Annotated in this window: 1 rRNA gene; it reads left to right on the top strand. The window is 53.9% G+C overall.

From position 1 onward, the window contains the following. Positions 1-710, top strand: a 16S ribosomal RNA gene (locus K0335_RS22130); the annotation flags it as partial. Positions 711-720: the final 10 nt, after the last annotated feature.

The following is a 720-nucleotide window of genomic DNA, read 5'->3' as shown; positions in this document are numbered from 1 at the left end:
GTTGTGCCCTTGAGGCGTGGCTTCCGGAGCTAACGCGTTAAGTCGACCGCCTGGGGAGTACGGCCGCAAGGTTAAAACTCAAATGAATTGACGGGGGCCCGCACAAGCGGTGGAGCATGTGGTTTAATTCGATGCAACGCGAAGAACCTTACCTGGTCTTGACATCCACGGAAGTTTTCAGAGATGAGAATGTGCCTTCGGGAACCGTGAGACAGGTGCTGCATGGCTGTCGTCAGCTCGTGTTGTGAAATGTTGGGTTAAGTCCCGCAACGAGCGCAACCCTTATCCTTTGTTGCCAGCGGTCCGGCCGGGAACTCAAAGGAGACTGCCAGTGATAAACTGGAGGAAGGTGGGGATGACGTCAAGTCATCATGGCCCTTACGACCAGGGCTACACACGTGCTACAATGGCGCATACAAAGAGAAGCGACCTCGCGAGAGCAAGCGGACCTCATAAAGTGCGTCGTAGTCCGGATTGGAGTCTGCAACTCGACTCCATGAAGTCGGAATCGCTAGTAATCGTGGATCAGAATGCCACGGTGAATACGTTCCCGGGCCTTGTACACACCGCCCGTCACACCATGGGAGTGGGTTGCAAAAGAAGTAGGTAGCTTAACCTTCGGGAGGGCGCTTACCACTTTGTGATTCATGACTGGGGTGAAGTCGTAACAAGGTAACCGTAGGGGAACCTGCGGTTGGATCACCTCCTTACCTTAAAGAA

The sequence above is a fragment of the Escherichia sp. GZ89 genome (assembly GCF_019366485.1).
Classification (GTDB): domain Bacteria; phylum Pseudomonadota; class Gammaproteobacteria; order Enterobacterales; family Enterobacteriaceae; genus Escherichia; species Escherichia fergusonii.
The sequence above is the reverse complement of the archived record's forward strand: the minus strand, read 5'-3'. Positions and strand labels throughout refer to the sequence as shown.